This is a genomic window from Mycobacterium shunyiense, from assembly GCF_058270075.1.
In genome coordinates, this window is sequence record NZ_JBZDPU010000033.1 from 50,222 (window position 1) to 72,101 (window position 21,880).

At 65.6% G+C, this 21,880-nt stretch carries 8 protein-coding genes; 6 read left to right on the forward strand and 2 right to left on the reverse strand.

The annotated features are described in order from the left end of the window. Positions 1–145 precede the first annotated feature (145 nt). Complete coding sequence (locus AC4ELH_RS28890; RefSeq protein ID WP_498888240.1) at positions 146–1,888, forward strand: DUF3556 domain-containing protein; 1,743 nt, start codon at positions 146–148, stop codon at positions 1,886–1,888. Between the two features lie 80 nt (positions 1,889–1,968). Here the strand turns inward: AC4ELH_RS28890 and AC4ELH_RS28895 are convergent, their stop codons facing one another. Next, positions 1,969–13,068, reverse strand: a complete 11,100-nt coding sequence (locus tag AC4ELH_RS28895; protein WP_498888242.1) for a type I polyketide synthase — start codon at positions 13,066–13,068, stop codon at positions 1,969–1,971. A gap of 248 nt (positions 13,069–13,316) precedes the next feature. On the opposite strand from AC4ELH_RS28895, the gene AC4ELH_RS28900 reads away from it, so the two are divergent. The 5 genes from AC4ELH_RS28900 to AC4ELH_RS28920 all read left to right on the forward strand — a co-directional run bounded on the left by AC4ELH_RS28900 (position 13,317) and on the right by AC4ELH_RS28920 (position 21,534). Beyond that, positions 13,317–14,738, forward strand: a complete 1,422-nt coding sequence (locus tag AC4ELH_RS28900; RefSeq protein WP_064957893.1) for a condensation domain-containing protein — start codon at positions 13,317–13,319, stop codon at positions 14,736–14,738. A gap of 67 nt (positions 14,739–14,805) precedes the next feature. Then, positions 14,806–17,799, forward strand: coding sequence for an MMPL/RND family transporter (locus AC4ELH_RS28905; protein ID WP_448444859.1), 2,994 nt, complete (start codon positions 14,806–14,808; stop codon positions 17,797–17,799). A gap of 69 nt (positions 17,800–17,868) precedes the next feature. Further along, entirely contained in the window at positions 17,869–18,999 is a 1,131-nt protein-coding gene (gene pe, locus AC4ELH_RS28910; protein ID WP_064886262.1) for an acyltransferase PE, read from the forward strand. 47 nt (positions 19,000–19,046) lie between these two features. Next, positions 19,047–20,813: an AMP-binding protein gene (locus AC4ELH_RS28915; protein WP_448444861.1), complete on the forward strand. Its 1,767-nt coding sequence runs from the start codon at positions 19,047–19,049 to the stop codon at positions 20,811–20,813. Between the two features lie 235 nt (positions 20,814–21,048). Further along, positions 21,049–21,534 (forward strand): flavin reductase family protein, encoded by a 486-nt coding sequence (locus tag AC4ELH_RS28920; protein ID WP_044514767.1) that lies wholly within the window; start codon positions 21,049–21,051, stop codon positions 21,532–21,534. A 25-nt stretch (positions 21,535–21,559) separates the two neighbouring features. Here the strand turns inward: AC4ELH_RS28920 and AC4ELH_RS28925 are convergent, their stop codons facing one another. Further along, positions 21,560–21,715, reverse strand: a complete 156-nt coding sequence (locus AC4ELH_RS28925) for a hypothetical protein (protein ID WP_165609138.1) — start codon at positions 21,713–21,715, stop codon at positions 21,560–21,562. Between the last annotated feature and the right edge of the window lie 165 nt (positions 21,716–21,880).

The following is a 21,880-nucleotide window of genomic DNA, read 5'->3' on the forward strand; positions in this document are numbered from 1 at the left end:
CACTCCGGTACCCGAAAATCGGCAACTCCGGGTACCGCCACGTCTGCTCGGCAATCAGGGGTGACGCGCTTGCTGACGCAAGCATCGGGGCGGCTCCTCGTTCCAAAGACCCCCGCAATCGGCCTCTGACGTGGAACATTCCGGCATGGGGTTTCTCCAGCCGAACCTGCCGGTCGTCGATGTCGCGGTGTGGAGCAAAGGCACCCGCGCCGAGCGAATTGTGCCGATGGCGCGGCACATCGCCGAGAACGGCTTCGGCACGCCGGTGGTGATGCCGCTGATGTACGGCGTGAAGATCGTGCTCTACGTTCTCGGTGCCTGGTTGTTCGCGTTGTCGACTCGGGGCGTCGACGGATTCACCAACGTCGGGGCCTGGTGGTTGGAGCCGATCGTCTTCCAGAAGGCCGTCCTCTACACGATGTTGTTCGAAGTCGTCGGGCTCGGTTGCTGTTTCGGGCCTTTGGCGGGCCGCTACTTTCCGCCGATGGGATCGATCCTGTACTGGTTGCGGCCCGGGACCGTGCGGCTGCCGCCGTGGCCGGACCGGGTGCCGTTGACCAAGGGCGACAACCGGTCCCCGATCGATGTGGCGCTGTACGCCGGACTGCTCGTGTTACTCGTGACAGCGCTGTTGTCCGATGGGTCCGGCCCAATTTCCGCCCTGGACACCGAGATCGGCGTGTTGCCCTGGTGGCAGACCGCCGCGGTGCTGTCCGTCCTGGCGTTGCTCGGGTTGCGCGACAAGGTGATCTATCTGGCGGCCCGCGCCGAGGTGTACGCGCCACTGGCACTGGTGTTCCTGTTCGTCGGGACAGACATCGTCGTCGGCGCAAAGGTGGTCTTCCTGGTCATCTGGCTGGGCGCCGCTACCAGCAAGCTCAACGCGCACTTTCCGTTCGTCATTTCGACGATGCTGGCGAACAATCCCTTTGTCCCGCCGGGGATTCTCAAACGCTCGATGTTCAAGCGATATCCGGACGATCTGAGGCCCAGCAGTGTCGCGCACTTCATCGCGCATTTCTCGACGGCAGTGGAGGGGTTGGTGCCGCTGGTGCTGTTCTTCTCCCACGGTGGCTGGCCCACCGCCGTCGCGGCATTCGTGATGGTCGTGTTCCACCTGAACATCCTGTTGTCGTTTCCGATGGGTGTTCCGCTGGAATGGAATGTCTTCATGATCTTCGGGTTGCTCTGGCTTTTCGTCGGCCATGCGGACATCGGACTGCCTGACCTTGGCGAACCCTGGCCGGTGGTGCTGCTTCTTGTCGTCCTCGCGGGCACCGTGGTGTGCGGAAACCTGTTGCCGCACAAGATTTCCTTCTTGCCCGGCATGAGGTACTACGCAGGCAACTGGGACACCACGGTGTGGTGCGTGAAGCCGTCGGCTGACGAGAAGCTGCGGGCAGCCTCGCGAGCGCTCGGCCCGATGTATCACCTGCAACTGGAGCGGCTGTACGACGACAGTGAAACGCCCCAGATCATCACCTATCTCGGCTACGCGTTCCGCGGGATGAACACCCACGGGCGCGCATTGTTCACGTTGGCGCACCGAGCCATGGCCGGCCAGGACGAAGCTGACTACAACTTGTGTGAGGGCGAGCAGGTCTGCGCGATGCTGCTTGGCTGGAACTTCGGTGACGGCCACATGCACAACGAGTGCCTGATCGAGGCGATGCAACGGCGCTGCGGGTTCGATCCGGGAGAGGTTCGTGTGGTGATCCTCGACTCGCAGCCGATTCACACCAAGCGACAGGAGTATCGGCTCGTCGACGCAGCCACCGGCGAGTTCGAGCGGGGTTACGTCGAAGTCGATGACATGGCCGTCAACCAACCTTGGGCGGATGACCTGCCAGTGCACGTCGGCCGCAGTGCGGCAGCCGGCATGTCCTGAAGACTTCCGTCCGCTCCGACGAGAAGACGCTGCGGTACCGAAAATCGGCGTTCGCGGGTACCGCAGCGTCTGCTCGCGGGTTAGTCCGTGGGTGCCTCTGAGGCCTCCGGTGCCGACTCCGGTTGCGCCGCGTCAGACTCCGACGGCTCCGACGACTCGGCCGAATCCGCGGACTCCGCATCGGGCAGCTGGGCCACCAGATACTCGGCCAGCCCACCGATGGTCGGGTAGTCGAAGACCGCCGTCGCGTTGAGCGTGAACTTGCCACCGAACTGAGTGTGCAGTCGGTTGCGCAGTTCGATCGCCATCAGCGAGTCGGTGCCGAGATCCAGGAAGCGGCTGGTCGCGGCCGGCGGTGAGGCGAGTCGCAGGAAGTTCTGCACCTCCTTCTGCAGGAACTCGGTCACGAACCCGGCACGCTGCGGCACGGGGATCTCGAGCAGCTGCTTGAGAACCTCACTGTCACCGACGACCTCACCGACGGCACTCGGCAACACCAGGTCGAGGATCGGAGGCCGCTGACTGCCCAGCACCTTCGCGGCCCGCTGCCAGTTGGCCTTGATGACGGCCGCCTGGCCGGTCCCGTTGGCGACGACCTCGGCGAGCGCGGCGAGCGCGGCCGAGGGATCCAGCGGAATCAGGCCTTGCGCACTGATATTGGCTGTCGCCGCCTCCGAGGAGGCCATGCCACCCTGACCCCACGGGCCGAAGTTGATGCCGGTGGCCGGCAGGCCCTGCGCCCTGCGCTGTGCGATCAGACCGTCGAGCAGCGCATTGGCCGTCGCGTAGTTGGACTGCCCCGGGGAACCGAACAGGCTGGACACCGAGGAGGACACGATGAAGAAGTCCAGCTCGTCGTCCTTGGTCAACCTGTCCAGATACTCGGCGCCGAAGGCCTTGGGTGCCAACACCTTATGGAACCGCTCCGTGCTCTGCTGACCCAGCAGCGCATCGTCGAGCACACCTGCCAGGTGGGCGACGCCCGCAAGCGGCGGGAGCTCCGCACGGATCCGCTCCAGGAGGTTCGACACCTCGGACTCCTCGCCCACATCGGCGGTGAACACATGGATGCGGGTCTTGTTGCGCTCGGTGATCTCCTCGATCAGCTTCTGCGCGTCCGTATCCGGTGCGCGGCGGCTGGTCAGCACGATGTCGCCGGCACCCAGCTGAGCCAGATACGACGCGGTGTGTAGACCGATCGCCCCGAGCCCACCCGTGATCAGGTAGGTCCGATCCGGCCGAGGTGCAAGCGGATTCGGCAGCTGGCACACGATCTTGCCGATGTGCCGGGCTTGCTGCATACGCCGGAACGCCGTCCTGGCCTCCGTCAGCGGGTAGATCTCCGCGGGCAGCGGAGTCCATTCGGCCACCGACGAGCGCTCGCGCGAGGAGTCGACAGCTGCAGCCAGGCCTTCCGAAATTTCAACGAGCAGGTCGCGAATGCGATCGGGCTCGTTGAACATCACCGTGTCCAACGCCACGATCTCGTAGGCGATGTCGGGACGAGCCTCGGCCATCTGCTCCGGTGACCAGATGTCGCGCTTGGCGATCTCGGCGAAGCGGCCGTTCTTGCCGGTGGCCTTCAGCGTCGCCTCGATGAACCCTTCGCTCGTCAGGGAGTTGAGCACCACGTCCACGCCCGCACCGTCGGTGTCCGCCAGGATCTGATCGGCGAAGTCCGTTGTCCGCGAGTCATAGACGTACTTGACACCCAGCTTGCGCAACGTGGCCCGCTTGAAGGTGCTCGCCGTGGCGTAGACCTCAGCACCGCACTGCTGTGCCATCTGGATTGCGGCCAGGCCCACACCACCGCTGGCGGCGTGGATCAGCACCTTGTCGCCGGGGTTGAGCTTCGCCCAGTCGAACGACAGTCGGACGGTCAGCGCCGCGGCCGGAATCGTCGCGGCCTCGACCGCGCTGACCCCGTCCGGGATCGGCGCCAGGAACTGGGCAGGCACGTTGAACCGGCTGGAGAACGCACCCTGCATGGAGCCGTAGACCCGCTGGCCCACCTCGACTCCGGTGACGCCCTCACCCAATTGTGTGACGATGCCGGCGAAGTCACCGCCGATCGGTCCCGGATCGCCGGGGTACAGGCCCAGCACGTTGAGCACATCCCGGAAGTTGAGACCTGCGGCCTCCACCCGGACCTGCACGTAACCCTCGTCCGGCGCCGGCACCTCCTTCTCGGTGATGCGGAGGTTGTCGATCGCGCCGCGTTCGGTGGGTGCCAGCACGTAGTCGCTGCCGCGCGGCACCGTGAGGTTCCCGCTTCGCGACCATGGCAGCAACCGAGATGCGAGCAGCTTGCCTTGCCGCACAGCGATCTCCGGTTCCTCGACCGGGGTGGCGATCAGATCGGCCAGTGCCTGCACGGCCTCCGGTGACCCGTCGCAATCGATGAGTTTGGCGTGCAACGCCGGTTCCTCGTTGATCGTGGTGCGGCCGAAGCCCCACAGCGCCGCCTGCACCGGATCGACCGGCTCGCCGGATTCGGTGGCGACGGCCCGCTCGGTGACGATCCACAATCCATGTGGAAGTTTCACGCCGCCGTTCTGTGAACCGCCCTGCACGGTGTGCACCGCGCCGAGCAGATTGGTGATCTCGGTTTCGAGTCGTGCCTGACTGTCAGCACCGGCCTCTTCCGTGCCCGGCGTAGCGGCGCGCCAGATGACACCGGAGAACGGCAGACCGCGCTCCTTGGCCTCTGCCAGCACCTCTCCCAGCTGCTGACCGGTGTTGCGATCGAGCGGGATGCAGCCCGGCACCTTCGCGGCGAGTTCGTCGAACCCGGCGACCAGCCAAGTGCCGCTGGGGCTTTCGGCCGCAGCGTCGGACGGCGGCACCGGCACTTCGTGCCAGCCCAGCGTGTACAGCAGCCGGGTGGCGTCGCCGCCGAGGCCACGAAGCAATGCTTCGCGGGGTGCGCGCTTGACCGTGAACTCGCGAACGCCGCCGAGGTAATGGCCGTCCCGATCGATGTACTCGAGGTCGAACACCTGGGTTTCGTTGTTGAGCTCGGCCTCGTGCCACTTCGCCCGGCAGTAGAACCGCCGAGGCATCTTCTCTTTCAACGTCACCTGCCCGTAGCGCAACGGCAGGAACAGGTCGTTGACCCCTTGCTCGGCCGCCAGAAGAGCCGGGAACGCCGGGAAGGCGACGCCCGTGCACAGGTCCATCAGGACCGGGTGCATCGGCTCGGTGCCCAGTTGTTCGGCGAGTTCCGCTCCGACCAGGATGTCGCCGATCGCCTCGCCCTCACCGAGCCACAAGGACTTCAGGGATCCGGACCAGTTTGGGCCCCAGGCCAATTCCAGGTCGGCGAAGGTCTCGAACAGCTCTTGCGGACGCATGCGTTCCAGCCGTTCGATGGCCTCGTCGACCGGATCGGTTTCGGCGGTCGGCTCCTCGGACGAGTCGGCGAGACCGCTTACCACTGTTCCTTCGGCGTTCAGCGACCAGTCGACGTCGCGTTCTCCGTAGGGACGGCTGTGAACCTGGAACTTCCACTCTCCGCCTGTCTCCAACGGGTGCAATGTCAACTGCACTTCGCGAGAGCTCTTCTCGGGCAGGATGATCGGCTCGAAAAAGAAGACGTCCTTGGCGTGGGCCGGGGTTCCGACCGCGGCCAGCGCCATCGCGGCGTACGTCGCGCCGGGGACGACGACGGTGCCGTAGATGACGTGGTCGGAAAGCCACGGCTGCGTCTTGACCGAGATCCGGCTCGTGTAGATGGAGTCCCCGGAAGCCAGGTCCTTGGCCGCGCCGAGGATTCCAGTCCCTGCGCTGCCGTCGAAGCCGGAGCTCGTGATCGCCGAGGTCTTGGGCCAGAAGCGGCGGTGCTGGAACGGATATGTCGGCAACTCGACCTTGTGACCGGGCTGCCGCTGCACTGCAGCGAAGTCGGGTCGGTGCCCACCGACGTAGGCCGCTGCCAGCGCGTCGGCGATCTGACGCCGATCGCTGATGCCCTTGCGCAGCGAGACGATTGCCCGCGGTGCGGCCAGGTGTTCCGGCCATACCTGAACCGCTGCGCTGGTGAGCACCGGTTGCGGACCGATCTCCATCAGGACCGAGCAGCCCAGCGCCGCGACGGTCCGCACGCTTTCGGAGAACTGCACCGGCTGACGTGAATGGCGGCGCCAGTACTGAGCATCGAGTGGGGTCTGGGCCGTCAGGATTGCTCCGGTGCGGTTGCAGACCAGGGGGAGTGTCGGCGCTGCGAACTGCACCTGCGCCGCGTACGCCTCGAATTCGTCGAGCACCGGGTCCAGCAGTTCCGAGTGGAATGCGTGGCTGGTCTGCAGCCAGGTGCAGCGCGTCCCCTCGTTCCCGAACTGGTTGACGATCTCCTCGAGATCGTCGCCCGGGCCGGAGAGCACGGTGTTGGGTCCGTTGTAGGCGCCGACCGACACCCGCGGGAACTTGCTTGCGATCTCCTCGACGTGCTTGGGGTCGGCGAACACCGCCACCATGCGACCGCCTTCGGGCAGGCTGCCGAACAACCGGCCGCGCTCGGCCATCAGCCGGGCACCGTCCTCCAGGCTGAAGACGCCGGCGACGCATGCCGCGGCGTACTGGCCGACGCTGTGGCCCAGTACGACGTCAGGTGCGATGCCCCATGACTGCCACAGCCGCGCCAGGCCCATCTCGACGGCGAAGAGCGCCGGTTGCGCATACGACGTGTGTCGCAGCGTCTGTCCGGCCTCGGCATCCTGGGCGAACATCACGTCCAGGAGCGGAAGCGGCAGCATGCCCTTGACCGCGTCGGCGCACCGCGTCACGGTCTCGGCGAAAACCGGCTCCGTGTCGAACAACTCACGCGCCATGCCCGGGTACTGGCTGCCCTGTCCGGTGAACAGCCATGCGGTGGTCGGGTGGTTCGTGTGCTCACCGCGCACCACACCGGGCCGGGTCCGGTTCTCGGCCAGGTCGGCCAGAGCCAGGCGTGCTTCCTCGATCGAATCCACGACCAGCGCGGCCCGATGCTCGAAGTGCGACCGTCCGGTTCCGGCGGTCAGGCACACACCAGCCAGATCGGCGTCCGGGTGGGCGCTCAGCCACGTCTCGTACCGCTGTGCCAGTGCCACGAGAGCTTCGGGTGACCGCGCGGACAATGCCAGCACGCTCACCTGCTCGGCAGGAGCCTGCGTCTCCGCCGACACCTCGTCGGCGGGCTGGTCATCGGGGGCGGCGGCGGGTCGCGCCGGCGCCTCCTCGATCAGCACGTGCGCGTTGGTGCCGGTGAACCCGAACGAGCTCACACCGGCGCGGCGGGGCCGGCCGTTGGTCTGCCAGGGGGTCGCCTTGTCGACGACCTGCACCGGCAGCGAATCCCACGGAATGTGCGGCGACGGGTTGTCGAAGTGCAGGCTCTGCGGCAGGACCTCGTGCTGCAACGACAACACGACCTTGATCAGACCTGCTGCGCCCGAGGCAGATTCGGTGTGGCCGATGTTGGTTTTGACCGAACCCATCAGCAACGGACGGTCGGAGTCGCGCGCGCTGCCGTAGGCGGCGGCAGCCGCCTGGACCTCGATCGGATCGCCGAGCGGAGTACCGGTCCCGTGCGCCTCGAGGTAGTCGACGTCGCCACCGGTCCACCCGGCGCGGGCCAGCGCCGTTCCGATGAGGCGTTGCTGCGCACCGCCATTGGGCACGGTCAGACCGCTGGACGCGCCGTCCTGGTTGACCGCGCTGCTGGGGATGACCGCGCAGATCCGGTCGCCGTCGCGCTCTGCGTCGCTCAGCCGCTTGAGCACCAGAATCCCACAGCCCTCGCTGCGTACGTAGCCGTCCGCGGAGGCGTCGAAGGTCTTGCACCGCCCGACAGGGGAGAGCATGCGTGCGCGGGATGCGGCGACCACCGTCACCGGGGAGAGCAGGACGTTGACGCCACCGGCCAACGCCAGGTCGCAATCGCCGGAGTGCAGTGCCTGGCAGGCCTGATGAATCGCCACCAGGGCCGAGCTGCAGGCGGTGTCGACTGCCATTGCCGGGCCTTCGAATCCGAGCGCGAAGGCAACCCGGCCGGAGATGGCGTTGAGGGCATTGCCGGTGATGAAGTACGGCTCGATCTTGTCGATCGACTCCGACGACAGCAGGTGCGCGTACTCGTTGGCAGCCACCCCGGCGAAAACGCCGGTCCGGCTGCCGCGCAACGAGGCCGGTGCGTACCCGGCCCGTTCGAGGCCTTCCCAGACCGTTTCGAGCATCAGCCGCTGCTGCGGCTCGATCCACACGGCCTCACGCGGGGAGATACCGAAGAACTCGGGGTCGAATCCGTCGATCCCCTCGAGGAATCCGCCGAAACGCGTGTAGGTCTTGCCCGCTGTCTCGGGATCCGGATCGTAGAACTCGTCGATGTCGAATCGGTCTTCGGGAACTTCCCGGATGGCGTCGACGCCGCCGGACAGCAATTCCCAGAACGCTTCCGGGTCGGGCGCGCCGGGGAAGCGGCACGACACGGCGACGATCGCGATGGGTTCATCTGTCCGCGCGGTCACCGCTGCCGGTTGCGACGCCGGCTTGTCCTGCTCGTTGAGTCCGAGTACATCGCCGAGCAGATATTCGGCTACGTCGGAGATCCGGGGGTGATCCATCACCAGCGTGATGGGGATCTCCGCACCCACTCCCTGCTCGATGCGGCGGCGCAATTCGACGGCCATCAGCGAATCCATGCCGAGGTCGAAGAACCCTGCGTCCTCGCGAATCTCCGAGGAGTCCACCCGGGTCACCTCCGCGACGGCGTCGCGCAGGTGATCGGTCAGCAGCTTCTTGCGCTGCTGCACCGGAGCATTCGTCAGGCGCTCGACCAGCTGTGTCTTGCCGGAGGCGGTGGTGGGCGCCGCGTTGGAAAGTTGCGCCGGTACTTCGCGTTCCAGCTCTGCCAGGAATGCCCGCCGGCCCGCCTGCTGGTACAGCGGCAGGAACCGGGACCAGTCGATGCGGGCCACGACTCCTTGTGTCGGGCCTCCAGCGGAGGCGATCGCGACGGCGTCGGCCAGTCCGGCCAGTGCATCGGCGGGTGGCAGCGTCCGGACACCACGCTGATCCAGCCGGGCACGAGACTCTGCGTCGGCCATGCCTGCGGCCCACGGACCGAAGTTGACGCTGGTGCCGGGGATGTTCTGTTCGCGAAGTCGCCAGGCCAGGCCGTCGAGGAACGCGTTCGCCGCGCCGTAGGCGGTCTGACCGTATCCGCCCCACACCGAGGCGATCGACGAGGTGCTGATGAAGAAGTCGAGCTTCGCGTCTGCCGCGGCTTCGCTCAAATGCCAGGCACCCCAGACCTTTCCGGCGAAGACGCGATCCACCTCGGTGTCGTCCAGTTCGCCCAGCGGAGTGGTTCCGAGTTCGCCGGCAGCATGCACGATGCCCGCCAGCGGTGGCATCTCGGCGGCGATCGTCTTCAACAGGCGTGCGACGTCGTGCGCATCGGCGACGTCGGCGGTCACGGCGCGGATGTCACATCCGTGCTGGTCGCCGAGTTTGGTGATGCGTTGCTCGGCGGCTTCGCCGGGTGCGCGACGGCTGGTCAGCACCAGGTGCTTGGCGCCGTGGGCGGCCAGGTATCCGGCGATCTCCAGGCCGATCGACCCCAGACCGCCGGTCACCAGATACGTTGCGTCGCTGCGTAGTTCCAGCGGTGTACCGCTCGGCAGGTCCTCCCGGCGGACCAGCCGGGGGACATGGACCGCGTGATCGCGTACCGCGATCTGGTCTTCCCGCCGGTTCGCGTCGGTCGATATTGCGATCCGGTTGAGCAGTGTGGTCCATTCACCGGCACTGCCCTCGGACAGATCAGCCAGTCCGCCCCACAACTGCGGGAGCTCCAGTGCTGCCGCGCGACCGAATCCCCACAGGGCAGTCTGTTCGGGAGCCACGGTGTCCGCATCGGCGACGTGCTGCGCGCCGCGGGTGACCAACCAGATCGGAACCTTCAGACCGGCCTCGGCCGCGGCGCGGAAGAGACGCCGCGTTCCGGCCAGGACGTGGTGTTGCATCCGAAGCAGTGACCGCATCGAGGGCACGGCCTTGGCTTCCGGTTCCCCGTCCAGCGCTGCCACGTGAAGGATGCGCAGTGTCGAACCGTCGGCGGCCGCGGCGCGCAACGCCTCGGCGAGTTGAGCGGTCTCGGCATCCGACGTCGGCAGCCCGAGGAACCGGTACTGCTGCCCGCGCGAGGTCAGCGCGTCGACCAATGGCTGGACCGCCGGGGACTGTTCACCGACGAGCAGCCATGTGGACGTCTCTGCGGAGTCGGCGCCCGACAGCGGAGTGACCGCTTTCTCCCAGCGGAACTCGTAGCGGTCATCGGCGATGGACTGAGTCGACCGCTGGCGGTTGTGTTGCGCTGCAAGCTTGGTCAGCACGTCCAGGGTCTGACCGTCGCCGTCCGTGCCGCCGAGCAGGGTCGCGAGCTCCTCGAGACGGCCGTCTTCGAGAAGTCGAACGGCCTGCGTGCGCGGACCGGCGACGTGCTGCTGCTGGTTGGGTTGTTCCCGATTGTCCCGGTACCAGTACTGGCGATGCTCGAACGGGTAGGTGGGCAGATCGAGCTTCCGTGCCTGCGGCTGCCGGAACGCGGCGAACTCGGGCAGGTGGCCCAGGACGTACGCGTCGGCGACGGCTTCGGTGATCTGCCGCTGGTCGGCGGTGTTGCGGCGCAGCGACGCGATCACCCGCGGGGCGCCGGCCGGGTCGGGCCAGGCACCCAGTGCCGTCGCGGTGAGCACCGGCCGCGGCCCGATCTCGACCAGCAACTTGCAGTTCATGTCGGCCAGGGTGCGCACGCTCTTGGCGAACTCCACCGGTTGGCGGGCGTGCCGACGCCAGTAGGCGCCGTCGAGCTTCACGCTCCGGCCCAGCGCGGCGCCGGTGCGGTTGTCGATCAGAATTCGTTGCGGTGCCTTGAAAGTGAAACGGTTTGCGTACGACTCGAATTCGTCGAGGATCGGATCCAGCAGCGACGAGTGGAACGCATGGCTGGTTTCGAGCCAGTCGCACCGCACACCGTCGGCGGTAAGTCCGGCGACGGCCCGCTCCAGGTCCTCCGCAGGTCCTGACAGCACGGTGTTGGTGCCGTTGTAGGCGGCAACCGACAGGGCGGGGAACTCGTCGGTCAGGTTCTCCACCCGCTCTGCGGAGGTGAACACTGCGACCATGCGGCCACCGGCCGGCAGGCTGCCGAAGAGGCGTCCTCGTTCGGCCATCAACTGGGCGCCGTCCTCCAGACTGAACACGCCCGCGACGCACGCCGCCGAGTACTGGCCGACGCTGTGGCCCAGCACCACGTCGGGCTCGAAGCCCCACGACTGCCAGAGCCGGGCCAGACCCATCTCGACGGCGAACAGGGCGGGCTGCGCGTAGGAGGTCTGGCGCAGCGTCTGCTCGCCATCCAGGTCGAAGATCACGTCCAGCAGAGGCTGGTCGAGCTGGTCGGCGACGGCCGCCGCGCAGCGGTTCACCGTCTCGGCGAACACCGGCTCGGAGTCGAACAGCTCGCGGGCCATCCCCGCGTATTGGCTGCCCTGGCCGGTGAACAGCCACGCGGTCTTGGGCTTGTCGTGGGATTCACCCCGGATCAGTCCCGGTGCCGGACGGTCGTCGGCGAGGGCGCCGAGCAGTTCGATGGCGGATTCCCTCGAGTCGACCACCAGCGCGGCGCGGTGCTCAAGGTGTGCCCGGCCGACCCCAGCGGTGAAGCACACGTCGGCAAGGGTGGCCTCGGGGTGGGCGCTCATCCAATCGCGATATTGCTCCGCGACCTGCACCAGTGCGGCAGGCGTGTGCGCCGAGAGCGGGAGGATGCCGAATCGCTCAGCGTGTCCGGCGACGTCCAACTGCGGCGCCGCCGGTTCGGGCGCTTCCTCCAGGATGACGTGCGCGTTGGTTCCGGCGAACCCGAACGAACTGACACCGGCGATGCGTGGCGCGCCGTTGCGTTCCCACGGGGTGGCCTCCTTGACCACTTCCACCGCGAGCCGGTCCCACGGGATGTGCGGCGACGGGTTCTGAAAGTGCAGGTGCTGGGGCAGCAGCTCGTTCTCGAGCGACAGAACCACCTTGATGACGCCCGCGATGCCTGCGGCGGCTTCCAGGTGCCCGATGTTCGTCTTCGCCGAGCCCATCAACAACGGCCGGTCGGGTTCGCGTCCGGCGCCGAGCACCGCACCTGCGGCCTGGGCCTCGATCGGGTCGCCGAGCGAGGTCCCGGTGCCGTGCGCTTCGAGGTAGCCGACGTCCTTGGGTTCGAGGCCGGCGCGCTGTAGGGCATCGGCGATGACACGCTGCTGAGCGACGCCGTTGGGCACCGTCAAACCGCCCGATGCGCCGTCCTGGTTGATCGCGCTGCCGCGGATCACAGCCCGGATGTGGTCACCGTCGCGGATGGCGTCTTCGAGGCGCTTGATGACGATGACGCCGCAGCCTTCGCCGCGGACATAGCCGTCCGCGGCCGCGTCGAACGTCTTGCAGCGACCGTCGGGTGCCAGCATATGCGCACTCGAGAAGGTGATCATGGTGGCGGGCGTGAGCAGGACGTTCGCCCCGCCGGCCAGCGCCAGATCGCACTCTCCTAAGCGAAGTGCTTGGCACGCTTGATGGATCGCCACCAGCGACGAACTGCACGCGGTATCGACCGCGACCGAGGGGCCCTGCAGACCTAATCGATAGCTGATCCGGCCGGCCGCCGCGGCATTCGAAGTACCGATGGCCATGTAGGCCTCGATCTCCGGGTAAGTCAGCTCGTCAGAGGCCATTCCGAGGTAGTCGTGGGTGGCCAGTCCGACGAACACGCCAGTGTTGGTGTCAGCCAATGCCGTTGGCGCGGTACCCGAGTGTTCCACCGCGCGCCAGGCTGTTTCCAACAGGATCCGATGCTGCGGATCCATCAGCCTGACCTCGCGTGTTGACATACCGAAGAACGGGGCGTCGAATCCGGTTACGTCATCGACGAAACCGGCGCGCCGGGTCACCACCTTGCCTGGTGTGCCGGGCTCTGGATCGAAGAATTCCTCGACGTCCCAGCGGTCTTCGGGTACCTCTGAGATGGCTTCGCGACCTGCTCTCAGCAGGTCCCAGAAGCCATCGGCGTCCGGGGCTCCTGGAAAGCGCGCAGCGTAGCCGACGATGGCAAAGCGTGCGGTCTGTTCATCTGGACGTTCAACGGATTTCATCCCGTTGTCCTCCTCGCATCGGCGTGCAAAACTACACCTCCGCGCACCCCCCGAAAGCGCTTGAAGATCAACCCGAACCACTATTGCATGCGAACCTGTGGCGCGCGCTACTCCCCTTGCCCGGTCAAACTTCCCTCGTCAAGCTCCCTCAACCGTCACGGCGGAACGACGGGTATGTTGATGCCCCGGGGGGTCCTGCCGGTCCGGAGAGCGGCCGAGCATTGAGCACTACTGGGAGGGCCTGAGCTTTGCGGATCGGTAAGATAACTGTTGGCGCACTTGATGAATGGTCGCTGAGTCCTGGCTCGGTGACCTCGTGGCATCCGACGCCTGCAGCTCAGGAAACCGCAAGAAACGCACCGGTGAGCTCGGTGCCGGTTAGCTACATGCAAGGCCAACATCTGCGTAATTACACCCAGCGTAAAGCTGCGGGTTTGAATTTTTCACGGCAGATCATCGCTAGCTGTGAGGTTGCTGGGCAATGTGATATCTCGGCGATGGACCACGCCGTGAATACCTACCTGCGCAGGCACGACACATTCCGGAGTTGGTTCAAAGAAGGCGACGACGGCCAATTCGTCAGGCATGCAATCGAAAACCCGGATGATATCGAATTCGTGCCGGTCGACCAGGGCAACTTGACGGTCGAAGAAATTCACGCCCACGTCGTGGGCATACCGAATCCCCTGGAATGGGGCTGCTTTACGTTCGGCATCATCCAGAACGACGGTCACTTCACTTTCTTCGCTGCCATGGATCACGTTCATGGCGACGCGACCTTGATCGGCACCACAATGATGGAAGCCAACGGAATGTATTCGGCGATGAGCGGCAGTGGTCAGGCCCTCACACTTCCTGACGCCGGCAGCTTCGATGACTTCTGTGTCCGCGAGCGTGAGTACACGTCCACGCTGACCTTGGAATCACCTGGAGTGCGCGCCTGGATCGACTTCGCTGAGAACAACCAGGATGGATTTCCGGAATTCCCGCTGCCGCTGGGGAATCCGAACGAATCGACCAGCAGCGCCTGGTCCTCGGAAGTCCTGTTGAGCCCGGCACAGACGGAACGCTTCGACGCGGCCTGCTCGGCGGCCGGCGCCCGTTTCGTCGGTGGCCTGTTCGCATGCCTGGGCCTGGTGGAACATGAGTTCACCGGTGCGCTTACGTATTACGGCCTCACGCCGAGGGATTCGCGTACAGCCGGCGACAATTTCATGACACAGGGCTGGTTCACCGGTCTGATTCCGATCACCGTCCCGGTTGCGGCCACCTCTTTCAGTGACGCTGCCTGGGCGGCACAGCAGTCTTTCGATTCCGGCCTGGACATGGCGAGAGTTCCGTATTACCGCGTGTTGGAGTTGGCGCCGTGGTTGAACTGGCCACAACCGAACTTCCCGGTATCGAACTTTCTGCACGGCGGAGCGGCGCCGCTCAACGCCATCCTCGCGGCGGGCGACATGGGGTTGGCGAACAACATCGGAATGTATCCGGACAACCGGTTCTCCTACCAGCTGACGATATACATCTTCCGGTACGGGGAGGGCACGGTCATGGCGATCATGCACCCCGACAACCCGGTCGCCGAGAAGTCGGTCACCCGCTACCTGGAGGCGATGAAGTCGGTGTCGTCACGCGTTGCTGACAGCGGGCACTGGGGCCGGGTCGCGTAGCGGAGAGCAAACAAATGGTCATGGATTTTCCGCTTTGCGCCGCCTTCGAGGTGAAGGTGGGGGCAACATGCGACGGTTAGCCGATTTCGTGGTGCGGTGGCCCTGGGTAGTGATCGGGGCCTGGGCCGCATTGCTGATCGCGCTACCGCTAACGTTCCCCTCCCTCGGCGCGATGGCCGAGAAGCACCCGCTGGCAATCCTGCCCAACGATGCGCCGTCGAGCGTCGCCGCCAAGAAGATGACCGAGGCGTTCCACGAATCGGGCAACAACGATCTCTTGTTGGTGGCCCTGATCAACGAGAACGGGCTGAATTCCTCGGACGAGGCGACCTACCGCAAGCTGGTGGACGCGCTGCACGACGACGTGACAGATGTCGAGAGCGTTCAGGATTTCATCGGTACCCCACAGCTGCGACAGTTCCTGACCAGCAAGGACAAGACCACCTGGGTGCTTCCGGTGGGCCTGGTGGGTGAGTTGGGCACACCGCGGGCGATGGACTCGTTCAACCGGGTTTCCGAAGTCGTCAGACTCAGCACGGCAGGCAGCCCGCTGGCCGTGCACCTCACCGGTCCGGCGGCCACGGCAGCTGATCTCACCGTGGCGGGGGAGAAGGATCGACTCCCGATCGAGATCGCGATCGCCGTACTGGTCCTGGCCGTGTTGTTGTTGGTCTACCGCAGCGCTGTCACGATGCTGCTGCCGTTGATCACGATCGGGTCGTCCCTGCTGATCGCGCAGGCACTGGTGGCGGGTTTTTCGCAGCTGACCGGCGCGGGTGTCTCGAACCAGTCCGTCGTATTTCTGAGTGCGATCATGGCCGGTGCCGGCACCGATTACGCGGTCTTCCTGATCAGCCGCTATCACGACTATCTGCGGTCGGACAACGATTTCGACCAGGCCGTCCGGGCCGCGATGATGTCGATCGGGAAGGTGATCTCGGCATCTGCCGCGACCGTGGGGCTGACGTTCCTGCTGCTGAGCTTCACGAAAATGGGTGTGTTCAAAACGGTCGGGGTGTCGGCCGCGATCGGTATCGGCGTGGCGTATCTGGCGGGAATGACCCTGTTGCCTGCCATCCTGGCCCTGGTCGGGCCCCGCGGCTGGGTCAAACCCCGGCGCGAGCTGACCGCCCGGTTCTGGCGGCGTTCGGGCATCCGCATCGTTCGTCGTCCGGTTCCGCATCTCGTCGCCAGCCTTGTGGTGTTGGCCCTGCTGGCCGGCGCCGCGATCTTCGCCCGGTACAACTACGACGATCGCAAAGTGGTGGCGGCGTCCGCGCCGAGTTCGATCGGATACGCCGCGGTGGAGCGCCATTTCCCCATCGCCCAGTCGATTCCCGAGTACATCCTCATCCAGTCACCGCACGACCTGCGCTCACCGCGTGGTCTGGCGGACCTGGAGCAGCTGGCTTCACGTGTCGCCCAGCTACCGGACGTCGGTCTGGTCAGCGGCATCACCCGGCCCCTCGGTGAGGTACCCGCGGAATTCCGGGCGACCTTCCAGGCCGGCATCGTCGGCGACCGGCTGGCTGACGGTTCGACCCAGATCGACCAGCGTTCGAGTGATCTCAACCGACTGACGGCCGGGGCCGATACGTTGGCCGACAGCCTCGCCCAGGTGCGCACCCAGATCAACCAGATCGCGCCCAGTCTCCAAGGCGCAGTCGACGCGGTTTCCTCCGTGCGTACGGAATACGGTGGCGACAAGCTGGTGAAGGATGTCGACACCGCGGCCAAGCTGATCGACAGCATCAACGCGTTGTCCAACTCCATGGGGTACAACTTCTCCGCCGTCAAGAACGTGTTCGCCTGGATCGGGCCGGTGCTGATGGCGCTGAACGGCAATGCGGTTTGCGATGCCAACCCCTCGTGCAGTGACAGCCGCCTTCAGATGCAACGGCTCATGGACGCCAACCAGGACGGCAGTCTCGACAACATCAACGATCTGGCGCACCAGCTCAACGGCGTCGGCGGCGGACAGACTCTCAACGCCACGGTCAAGAAGCTGAACGCGGCGCTGGCCAGCGTCACCAAGGCGGCCAATGCCATGGGGATGAACAAGCCCGGCGGTCCGCAGTCGGGATTGAAGGACTTGCAGAGCGGTGCCAACCGCCTGGCCGGTGGAAGTCGCGAAGTGGCCGGTGGCGTGGACGAACTCGTCAAGCAGGTCAAGGTGATCTCGGCCGGGTTGGACCAGGCCTCGGCGTTCCTACTGACGATGCGCAACGACGCCGCGGATCCGGCACAGGCGGGGTTCAACATCCCGCCCGAGGTGCTGAACATGGAGGAGTTCAAGAAGGCCTCCGCGGCGTACGTCTCGCCGGACGGCAAGTCGGTGCGGTATCTGGTGCAGACGAAGCTCAACCCGTTCAGTCCCGAGGCCATGGATCAGGTCAACGAGATCCAGAACATCGCCCGGGGCGCGCAGCCCAACACCACGTTGGCCGACGCCTCGATATCGATGGGTGGTTTCCCGGCCGGACTGCGGGATACGCGTGATTACTACCAGCAGGACATCCGGTTCATCATCATCGGCACTCTCGTCGTCGTGATGCTGATCCTGATGTTGTTGCTGCGTTCGCTCGTCGCGCCGATCTACCTCGTCGCGTCGGTGGTGATCTCCTACTTGGCCGCACTGGGTATCAGTGTTGTGGTGTTCCAATCGCTACTCGGCCAGCAATTGCATTGGAGCGTGCCACCATTGGCCTTCGTTGTGCTGGTCGCGGTCGGAGCCGACTACAACATGCTCCTGGTGTCGCGAATGCGCGACGAGTCTCCGCACAGCATCCGGTACGGCATCATTCGCACACTGAGTTCGACCGGAGGGGTGATCACCGCAGCGGGCCTCATCTTCGCCGCCTCGGTTGCCGGACTGATGTTCTCCAGCATCGGCATGGTGGTGCAGGGCGGCTTCGTGATCGGAATCGGCATCTTGCTGGACACCTTCGTGGTGCGCACCATCACGGTGCCTGCCATCGCTGCGCTCCTCGGCAAGGCCAACTGGTGGCCGTCACGAATGAGCGATCAGAAATCGCTACGCACACCAGCGACCAGCGCGTGACCACGGCGGGAAGCGCGCATACGTGATGTATGGAAAACTCGAAACGAAGCAAAGCGGGCAGGTGCAGAGATGAAGAAGCTACTCGCAGGACTGACGGTGCTGGTAACTGCCGGTGTCACAGGGTGTTTCGGCGTCGGATCGGCGGCCGCCGATGACACTGCCGCCCCCGGCGTATCGAATGGCGGTACGCCGCCCCCCGCGCCGGCAGACCCCGGGACCGCGTACGCCCTTGGCGGAGCTCACGTTCTCGGTATCCCTTACGACGAGTACATCCGCATGACGGGTGAGCAGTGGTTCCCCGGGATGAAGCGGGTGAAGGTCGACTACCCGGCGGGGCAGGTTCAGGGCCACACCCTGGAACGTCTCTTCCCCGGGATCGGCCCGATCGGCGAGCAGATCTACCCGGGCCTCGGCCTCGACGGTCCCAGCATCGGCGAGTCGGTCGACGAGGGTGAAGGCAACCTCGACGCCGCCATCCGCAAGGGCGGCAAGGGACGGGCGATGGGGTTGTCCGAGGGAGCGCTCGTGCTCAACGCCGTGAAGGCGCGGCTGGCCAACGATCCGACCGCCCCGCCGCCGGACCAACTGAGCTTCGCGACCTTCGGCGACCCGATCGCCAAGAGTCCCTTCGGTGAGAGTTTCCTGACCCAGAACTTTCCGGTCGGCAGCGTCGTGCCGTTCATGGATTACCGGGTGCCGGCTCCGGTGGAGAGCCAGTACCACACCGACCAGTTCATCTCGGCCTACGACAGCATCGCCGACTGGCCGGACCGGCCCGACAACTGGATGAGCGTCCTCAACGCCGTCGCCGGCCTTGCCACCGGTCACACCGCGATCGCGTTCACCAATCCCAGCAATGTTCCGGCGCAGAACATCCGGACGACGGTCAACTCCAAGGGTGCGACGACGACGACGTACCTGGTGCCCGAAGAGCACTTGCCCCTGGTGCTGCCCTTCAAGTACCTCGGGTACGACCAGGGGACACTGAATCAGCTGGACGCGATACTGAAGCCCCGGGTTGACGCGGGTTATTCGCGCAACGACGACCCGGCGACCGCGCCGATCACCGTGGATCCGGTGCATGGCTTCGACCCTGCGGAGGTCACCGCACCGGCCAACGACGCGACGTTCGGTGGCGGCACCGATCCCATGTCGGAGATCGCCAACGGTGCGTTGTCCCTGTTGTCCGGCGGACATTGACAGCGGCGCCCGAGCCGACGAATTCGACGAGTTAGTACGGACGTGAAATGACGCTGACGACGCCTTCGCCTCAATCAACCATTCTTTCGATGCTGCACGGACGTGCCAGCCTGCGTCCGGACGACGTGGCTTTCACGTTCACCGATTACACCGCAGACCCGGCCGGGGTTGCCGAGACTGTGACGTGGTCGCAGCTGTCCCGCCGGACGATGAACGTCGCACGACAGATCCGCCTGAGCGGATCGGTCGGTGACCGGGCGGTGATCCTCGCTCCGCAGGGCTTGGAGTACATCCTGGCCTTCCTCGGTTCCATGCAGGCCGGGTTGATCGCGGTTCCGCTTCCATTGCCCCATCGCGGCTCCAATCACGACCGGGTGAGTGCGGTCTTCGTCGATACCGCGCCGTCGGTCGTCCTCACGACCTCCTCGGTCGCGCAGGATGTCGGCGATTACGTGGATCAGTCGCGCCTGGACACCGCACCGAAGATCCTTCAGATCGAGTCCCTGGACGTGGATGTTCAGGACGGGTCGGACGTGCCGAGCTTCGACACGTCCGACTACCCGGAAACGGCATATCTGCAGTACAGCTCGGGTTCCACCCGACTGCCGACCGGTGTGATGATCTCGCACCGCAACCTGCAGTCGAATTTCGAGCAGTTGATGCGCTGCTTCTTCACGGATACCGACCAAAAATCGATACCGAAAGCCACGATCGTGTCGTGGCTGCCCTTCTATCACGACATGGGGCTGGTACTGGGTGTCTGTGCACCCATCCTGAGCGGCTATCGCGCCGCGTTGACCAGCCCGGTTGCGTTCCTGGAGCGCCCGTCCCGCTGGATCCGGGCGCTGGCCGAGAATCCCAATTCGTTCTCGGCCGCACCCAACTTCGCCTTCGACCTTGCTGCGCGCAAGACGAAGGACGCCGACCTTGCCGGGCTCGACCTCGGCGGGGTGGTGGGCATCATCAATGGCGCCGAGCGCGTGGAGCCGGCCACCTTGGAGCGCTTCGCCGACCGGTTCGCCCACTTCAACTTCGCCGACCACATGCTGCGCCCGTCGTACGGGATGGCGGAGGCCACCGTCTTCGTGGCCACCGGCTCGTGGTCCGAGTCGGCGGACGACGTGTATTTCGATGTCGACGAGTTGGCGGCAGGCCGCGCCAAGCGCTGCGCGGCCAGATCCGGCACCGCGCTGGTGCAGTACAAGCTCCCGCAGTCTCCGATGGTGCGGATCGTCGACGTCGACACCAACCGGGAATGCCCGCCGGACGCAGTCGGCGAGATCTGGGTGCATGGCGACAACGTCGCGGCCGGCTACTGGAGCAGGCCACCGGAGGAACAACAGTGTTTCGGCGCCACGCTGGTCGACCCGTCTCACGGCACGGTCCGCGCCCCATGGCTGAAAACCGGTGACCTGGGCTTCGTCTCCGGCGGAGAGCTTTTCATCGTCGGTCGCATCAAGGATCTGCTGATCATTCGCGGGCGCAACCACTACCCCGAGGACATCGAGGCGACGGTCCAACAGATCACCGGTGGCCGGGTCGCGGCCATCTCGGTTCCGGTGAACAGCACCGAGAAGCTGGTCACCGTCATCGAGCTCAAGAAGCGCGGCGAGTCCCCGGTGGAGGCAGGGCATTGGCTCACCGCGATCAAGAGCGATGTCACCTCCGCGATATCCAACGCGCATGGCCTGAACGTGGGGGATCTGGTTCTGGTACCCCCGGGGTCGATACCCACCACGACGAGCGGCAAGATCCGCCGCGCCGCCTGCGCGGAACAGTATCGCCAGGACGAATTCGCCCGCCTGGACGCCTGAGCAGGCACCCGCGGCGCGAGATTGCAGTCATGGCGGCGTACGTCGTTGCCCCGCTGCGGATTTCGTGATGGTCGAAATCGATTCGTGCTACGGATGCACCGGTGTCTTCACTGCTGGGGCGCGTGCGGTTCCGATCACTGAGATTGCGGACCTGGCCACCGATGCCGGATGCGACGATGATGGCTGCGGGCGGGCGGATCCGGGTGGAAGGGTGCTGTGTGAAGATGGAGGTGTTATGAGCGCAACAGAACTGAGCCCGACGTCCCTGCGTGAGGCGTTCGGCCACTTTCCGTCCGGTGTCATCGCGATCGCTGCCGAGGTAGAGGGCACTCTGGTCGGCTTGGCGGCCAGCACGTTCGTGCCGGTGTCGCTCGACCCGCCGCTGGTGTCGTTCTGCGTGCAGAACTCGTCGACCACCTGGCCCAAGCTCAAGGACCTCCCCTCCCTGGGGATCAGTGTGTTGGGCGAATCCCACGACGAAGCGGCCCGCACGCTCGCCGCCAAGACCGGGGACCGGTTCGCCGGGCTGGAGACCGAGTCACGCGAATCCGGCGCGGTGTTCATCCACGGAACCAGCGTGTGGCTGGAGAGCGCCATCGAGCAGTTGGTGGAGGCCGGCGATCACACCATCGTGGTGCTGCGGGTCAGCGACATCACCGTCAACGCCGATGTCGCGCCGATCGTGTTCCACCGCAGCACGTTCCGCAAGCTCGGCGCCTGACGACCCGGGGGGGCTTGGGCCCGTCTCAGGGACGTGCAGCCAGTTCGTCGCGGTATTTGGCGATGCGCTGTTCGATCTCGCCGGCATCGTCCGGACGGCCCTCTTTACGGGCCAGGTCGGCCCTGACCGACAGTTCGCGGATCGCGGTCCGGATCTCGTTGACGCTGTGAGTCTGTCCCATGCTCATAGAGCTGCCTTTCGACGCTGATTGGCTGCTTTTCTCGAGCCTACGCCGTCGAACAAACGCCGAGTGTGCGCTCAGATCGCGTAATCGCTTCTCAGACTCAATCGGTGGTTGCAACACCTGATTCGTTGAGGGGTGTTGTTGATGGGGTTTCGCAAGCAT

What these genes read in the sequence shown, in the direction of transcription:
- AC4ELH_RS28895 (WP_498888242.1), bottom strand. Translation starts at nt 13,068, where the DNA reads ATGAAATCCGTTGAACGTCCAGATGAACAGACCGCACGCTTTGCCATC.
- AC4ELH_RS28915 (WP_448444861.1), top strand. Translation starts at nt 19,047, where the DNA reads ATGACGCTGACGACGCCTTCGCCTCAATCAACCATTCTTTCGATGCTG.
- AC4ELH_RS28920 (WP_044514767.1), top strand. Translation starts at nt 21,049, where the DNA reads ATGAGCGCAACAGAACTGAGCCCGACGTCCCTGCGTGAGGCGTTCGGC.
- pe (WP_064886262.1), top strand. Translation starts at nt 17,869, where the DNA reads ATGAAGAAGCTACTCGCAGGACTGACGGTGCTGGTAACTGCCGGTGTC.
- AC4ELH_RS28890 (WP_498888240.1), top strand. Translation starts at nt 146, where the DNA reads ATGGGGTTTCTCCAGCCGAACCTGCCGGTCGTCGATGTCGCGGTGTGG.
- AC4ELH_RS28905 (WP_448444859.1), top strand. Translation starts at nt 14,806, where the DNA reads ATGCGACGGTTAGCCGATTTCGTGGTGCGGTGGCCCTGGGTAGTGATC.
- AC4ELH_RS28925 (WP_165609138.1), bottom strand. Translation starts at nt 21,715, where the DNA reads ATGGGACAGACTCACAGCGTCAACGAGATCCGGACCGCGATCCGCGAA.